The organism is Mycobacterium sp. UM_11 (genome assembly GCF_001414075.1).
Classification (GTDB): Bacteria; Actinomycetota; Actinomycetes; order Mycobacteriales; family Mycobacteriaceae; genus Mycobacterium.
This window is the reverse complement of the sequence record NZ_LATC01000164.1, coordinates 1-6508: the sequence shown is the minus strand read 5'-3', so window position 1 is coordinate 6508 and position 6508 is coordinate 1. Positions and strand designations below refer to the sequence as shown.

Annotated in this window: 2 protein-coding genes; both read left to right on the top strand. The window is 71.2% G+C overall.

What is annotated here, in order from left to right; all coding sequences use genetic code 11:
- On the top strand, positions 1–1892 hold a 1892-nt coding region (locus WU80_RS23735), incomplete at its 5' end, for a beta-ketoacyl reductase (protein WP_197286015.1).
- Positions 1889–6508: type I polyketide synthase (locus tag WU80_RS23730; RefSeq protein WP_055405867.1), on the top strand; the 4620-nt coding region annotated here is incomplete at its 3' end. The genes WU80_RS23735 and WU80_RS23730, both read left to right, overlap by 4 nt.

Sequence of the window (6508 nt, the reverse complement as noted above, 5' to 3'; positions counted from 1 at the left end):
AACCCCACCCCCAGATCCCCACCACCCCCTGGCACCACACCCGCCACTGGATCGAGGCCGCGAGCCCGCAGACACCGGGATCTGCGCCCACCAAAGGGTTTGCCCCACAATCACATCCAGCGGACGGCCCCCTCGACGAGTGGTCGGCCCGGCTGGCATGGCCGGCGCGGCCGCTGCCGCGGGCCGACCCGGGTGCCCGCACCGAGAGCGGCCGGTGGCTGGTGATCGCCGACACCGACCTGGCCGCCGAACTGAGCCGCGTCGCCGAGGTGCAGGCCTCCGACGCGGACCCGAGCGCCCTTGGTCAGGCGCTCGGCGAGGTCGATTACGTGCTGTACGCGCCCCCGGCCCCCGACGATCCGCTCGACGTCGGGGATGCCTACCAGCTGTTCCATCAGGTCCGCCGGATCGCCGCGGCGATGGCCGCCGCGGGATCGTCGGCCAAGTTGTTCATCGTCACCCGCAACGCCCAACCCATCACCGAGGGCGACCGCGCCAACCCCAGCCACGGGGTGCTCTGGGGATTGGGCCGCACCCTCGCCCTGGAACACCCCGAAATCTGGGGCGGCATAATCGATTTCGACAGCTCGGTGCCGGCGCAGCCGTTGGTGCGCCGGGTGCTGGACGAGGCAGCCGCGACCGACGGGGACGACCAGGTCGTCTACCGGTCCGGAGCGCGCCACGTGCCCCGACTGCACCGGCGCCCGCTGCCCACCGAATCGGTGACGCTGGACGCCGGCGCCAGCCAGTTGGTCATCGGCGCCACCGGCAACATCGGCCCGCACCTGATCCGCCAGCTGGCCCGCATGGGCGCCGGGACCGTCGTGGCGGTGTCGCGCAATCCCGGCCAGCGACTGCGCGAGCTGGCCGAAAACCTTGCCACCACGGGAACCGAATTGGTCACCGTGGCCGCCGACGCCACCGACGAAGCCGCGATGAGGCGCCTGTTCGACCGGTTCGGCGCCGATCTGCCGCCGCTGGAAGGCATTTACCTGGCGGCGTTCGCCGGGCAGCCCGTCCTGCTGGACGAGATGACCAACGACGACGTCACCGCGATGTTCGCGCCCAAGCTCGACGCCGCCGCGGTGTTGCACCGGCTGTCCCTGGAGACGCCGGTGCGCCACTTCGTGTTGTTCTCCTCGATCTCCGGTCTAACCGGTTCGCGGTGGCTGGCCCACTACACCGCCACCAGCGGCTACCTGGACGCCCTGGCGTACGCGCGCCGCGTGATGGGGTTGGCGGGGACGACCGTCAACTGGGGACTGTGGAAGTCGCTGGCCGACGCCGAACAGCAATTCGGCCAGGTCAGCATGGGATCCGGGTTGCTGCCGATGGACGACGAGGTCGCCATCGGCGCGCTGCCGCGGGTGATGAGCCAGGCCGCCGGCGTGCATTCGGTGGTGGTGGACGCGGACTGGCCGCTGCTGGCGGCCGCCTACCGGACCCGCGGTTCACTGCGCATCGTCGACGACCTGCTGCCGGCCCCGGGCGAAACGTCAACGTCGGCAAGCGAATTCCGGGTTGCCCTGGGCAAGTGCCCGCTTCAACGCCGGCACGACATGCTGCTCGATCATGTCGGCGCGCTGGCGGCCAAGGTGATGGGGCTGCCGGCGGGCGAGTCCCTGGACCCCTCGACCGGCTTCTTCCAGCTCGGGATGGACTCGCTGATGAGCGTGACGCTGCAGCGCGCGTTGTCGGACAGCCTCGGCGAACCGCTGCCTGCCTCGGTCATTTTCGACTACCCGACGGTGTACGCGCTCGCCGACCAGCTGGCGACGATGCTGCCCGAGCTCACCGCGCCGGACACCGAACCCGACGCCGACGTCTACGACGAACTCTCCGAAGCCGAGTTGTTGGAACAACTTTCCGACAGACTAAGAGGAACGCGATGACCACCTCGACACCGGACCGCCGGGCGATCATCACCGAGGCGCTGCACAAGATCGACGATCTCAGCGCCCGGCTGGAGATCGCCGAGAAGGCGGGCACCGAACCGATCGCGGTCATCGGGATGGGGTGCCGGCTGCCCGGCGGGGTGGGAAACCCGGACCAATTCTGGCAACTGCTGCGCGACGGGCGCAGCGGCATCGTGCGGGTGCCGCCCGAACGCTGGGACGCCGACGCCCTCTACACCGACGACCACACCGTCCCGGGGACGATCTGCAACCGCGAAGGCGGCTTCCTATCCGGTTGGGAGCCGGACGAATTCGACGCGGAGTTCTTCTCCATCACCCCGCGCGAGGCGGCGGCGATGGACCCGCAACAGCGGCTGTTCCTCGAGGTCGCGTGGGAGGCGCTGGAAGACGCGGGCATTCCCCCGCACACCGTTCGCGGCACCCAGACCTCGGTTTTCGTCGGCGTCACCGCCTACGACTACATGCTCACCCTCTCCGAAGCGATGCGGCCGGAGGAACTCGACGCCTACGTCCTGACCGGCAACTCCGCGAACTTCGCCGCGGGCCGGATGGCGTATCTGCTCGGGGCCCGCGGCCCCGCCGTCGTCCTCGACACCGCGTGCTCGTCGTCGCTGGTGGCCATCCACCTGGCCTGTCAGAGCCTGCGCTGGAACGAAAGTGACACCGCGCTGGTCGGCGGGACCAACCTGTTGCTGAGCCCGGGCACCAGCATCGCCTGCTCGCGGTGGGGCATGCTGTCGCCGGACGGGCAATGCAAGACGTTCGACGCCGGCGCCGACGGGTACGTGCGCAGCGAGGGCTGCGGGGTGGTGGTGCTCAAGCGGTTGTCCGACGCGCAACGGGACGGCAACCGCATCCTCGCGGTGGTGCGCGGTTCGGCGGTCAATCAGGACGGCGCCAGCAGCGGGGTCACCGTTCCCAACGGCCCGGCGCAGCAGGCGCTGCTCCGCCAGGCGCTGACGTCGGCCAGGTTGACGCCGTCCGACATCGACTACATCGAGGCCCACGGCACGGGCACCCCGCTCGGCGACCCGATCGAACTCGACTCGCTGAGCAAGGTTTTCGCCGACCGGGACGGCCGGCCCCCGCTGGTGTTGGGGGCGGTCAAGACCAACCTCGGGCACCTGGAGGCCGCGGCCGGCATCACCGGGTTCATCAAGACCGTGCTGGCCGTCAAGAACGCGCGCATCCCGCGGAACCTGAACTTCCACACGCTGACCCCGCACGCCAGTGCGGATGTGTCGCGGCTGACCATCGGCACCGAGGACATGGAGTGGCCGGCGACGGGGCAACCCCGCCGGGCCGGCGTGTCGTCGTTCGGCGTGAGCGGGACCAACGCGCACGTGGTGATAGAGCAAGCGCCCGAACGGGTTCCGGCTCCGAGTGCGGACCGGCCGGTGGTGTCGACCCTGGTGGTGTCGGGCAAGACGCCGCAGCGGGTGGCGGCGACGGCCGCGGTGCTGGCCGACTGGCTGGACGGCCCCGGCGCCGAGGTGGCGCTGGCCGACGTGGCGCACACGCTCAACCACCACCGGCCGCGGCACGCCAGCTTCGCCACGCTGGCCGCCGTCGATCGGGACCAGGTGGTCGCGGGATTGCGGGCGCTGGCGGCCGGTGAGCCGGCCCCTGGCCTGGTGGGCTGCCGGGAGGGCGCGGTGGGTCCGGGCACGGTGTTCGTGTATTCCGGTCGGGGCTCGCAGTGGGCCGGCATGGGCCGCCGGCTGCTCGCCGACGAACCGGCCTTCGCCGCGGCGATCGCCGAGCTGGAACCCGATTTCGTGGCCCAGGCGGGGTTTTCGCTGCACGACGTGATCGCCACCGGCAAGGAGCTCGTCGGCATCGAACAGATCCAGCTGGGGCTGATCGGGATGCAGCTCGCGCTGACCGCGCTGTGGCGGTCCTACGGGATCACGCCCGACCTCGTCATCGGCCATTCCATGGGCGAGGTGGCCGCCGCGGTGGTCGCCGGTGCGCTCACCCCCGCCGAGGGATTACGGGTGACCGCGACGCGTTCGGCGTTGATGGCGCCGCTGTCCGGGCAAGGCACAATGGCCGCGCTCGAGCTCGACGCCGCCGCCACCGAGGCGCTGATCGCAGACCATCCGCAGGTGAGCTTGGCGATCTACGGCTCGCCACGCCAAACCGTCATCGCCGGGCCGACCCAGCAGATCGACGAGCTCATCACCAGGGTCCGCGCCCGCAACCACTTCGCCGCGCGGGTCAACATCGAAGTGGCCCCGCATAATTCGGCGATGGACCCCCTGCAGCCCCTGATGCGATCGCAACTGGCCGACCTCGCCCCACGCCCACCGGCCATCCCGATCCTGTCCACCACCTACGCGGACCTCGACAGCCGCCCGGTCTTCGACGCCGAACACTGGGCCACCAACATGCGCAACCCCGTCCGCTTCCAGCAGGCGATCGAAGCCGCGGGCGCCGCGCATCACACCTTCATCGAAGTCAGCGCCCACCCCTTGCTCACCCACGCCATCGGCGAAACCCTTTCCGGCCGTGGGGGTTCCGGCTACTTGTCCATCGGCACCCTGCAGCGCGACGGTCACGACACCCTGAACTTCCACACCAACCTCAACACCGCCCACGTCAGCCGCCCACCGCAAACGCCCCACCCGCCAGAACCGCACCCCGCGCTGCCCACCACCCCGTGGCAGCACACCCGGCACTGGATCTCCCCCACCGCCCGCGGGCACGACGCGCCGGACACCCACCCCCTGCTCGGCACCGGCGTCACCGATCCGACCAGTGGCACCCGGATCTGGGAAAGCGAGCTCGGTCCGAACCTGCTGTGGCTCGGTGATCACGTCATCGACGATCTCTGCGTGCTGCCGGGTGCGGCCTACGCCGACATCGCCCTCGCGGCGGCGATCGACGCGTTCGCGAACCCCGACGCCGGGCCCTGGATGATCCGCGATCTCAGCCTGGACCGCATGCTGCACGTCGGTGACGGCACCGTTCTGGTGACGACACTCACCGGGGACGAGCGGGCGTGCCGCGTCGAAATGCGCACGCGCGACGCCGCTTCCGGGTGGGTCAAACACGCCACCGCCACCCTCACCCGGGAAACCGAACACGCGCTACCCCAACCGCCGGCCGACGAACCCGCCGCGACCGCTCTCGACCCCGACGAGCTCTATGCGCGGTTGCGCGGGGCGGGGCAACAACACGGGCCGGCCTTCCGCGGGATCGAGGGCCTGGCCGTCACCCAGTCCGGTGCCGCCCGCGCGGACGTGCGGTTGCCCGCGCCGGCCAGGACGGGGTCCCGCAACCTGGTGCTGCACCCGGTCATGATGGACATCGCGGTGCAGGCGCTCGGGGCCACGCGCGCCGCGACCGAGCTGGCCGACGGGCAGAGCGCCCGCGAAACCCTGGTTCTTCCCGTGCGTTTCGCCGGCATCCACGTGTACGGGAACGTGGCCGACGGCGTGCGCTCGTTCGGCTCGCTCGCCCCCACCGACAATCCGGACCGGCTGGTCGGCCACGTCGTGCTGACGGATCGGGACGGTCGCGTGCTGCTCGTCATCGACGAGGTCGAGATGGCGGTGCTCAGGTCGGGCGGCGGCGCAACGGAACTCAGCGCCCGCCTGTTCGCGCTGCAGTGGGAGCCCGCCACCCTGGACAAGCCGGCCGGGCGGCTCGGCGGCCTGCTGCTGATCGGGGACACGGACAACGGCGATCCGCTGCCGTCCGCGCTGCGGTCGGCGCTGCGCGACGGCGTCGACGAGCTCGAGCTGGTCTCCCCGACCGACGCGGCGCGGCTGCGCGCGACCGTCACCCGCACCCCGTGGGACGCCATCGCCCTGATCTGCCCGCCGCGGCCCGTCGACGAATCGCTGCCCGATAAGGCCCAGCTGGATTTGGCGCAGGCGCGCACGCTGCTGATCGCCGACATCGCGAAGACGGTGACGCGGATGGGCGCCCGCAACAGCCCTCGGCTGTTCGTCGTCACCCGCGGCGCCCAGCAGCTCGATCCCGCCGATCAGGTCACATTGGCGCAGACGGGGATTCGCGGCATCGCACGGGTGCTCACCTTCGAGCATCCGGAATTCAAGCCCACGCTGATCGACGCCGACTCCGACGGCGTGGATTCGCTCGCCGGTCTGGCCGCCGAGCTGCTCGCCGGGTCGGACCACGACGAGATCGCCCTGCGCGGCGGGCAGCGCTATGTCAACCGGGTGGTGCCCGCGCCCACCACCGGAACCGGTGCCCTCGCGCCCGAACCCCGGCGCACCGCGGTGGACCTGGACGCCGGTGGCGCCGTGCGGCTGCAGACCGACCAGCCCGGGCGCCTGGACGCCCTGAACATCCACGCGGTCAGGCGGATTCCGCCGGGGCCCGGTCAGGTCGAGGTTCGCGTCGTCGCGGCGGGCCTGAACTTCAGCGACGTGCTCAAGGCGATGGGCGTGTACCCCGGGCTGGACGGTGCCCCGCCCGTGATCGGTGGCGAGTGCGTCGGCCTCGTCACCGCCGTCGGCCCGGACGTCGACTCCGTCCGGATCGGGCAGCGCGTGATCGCCTTCGGCCCCGGCACTTTCGCCACGCACGTGACCACGCTTGCCGCTGTCTCTTATACACAT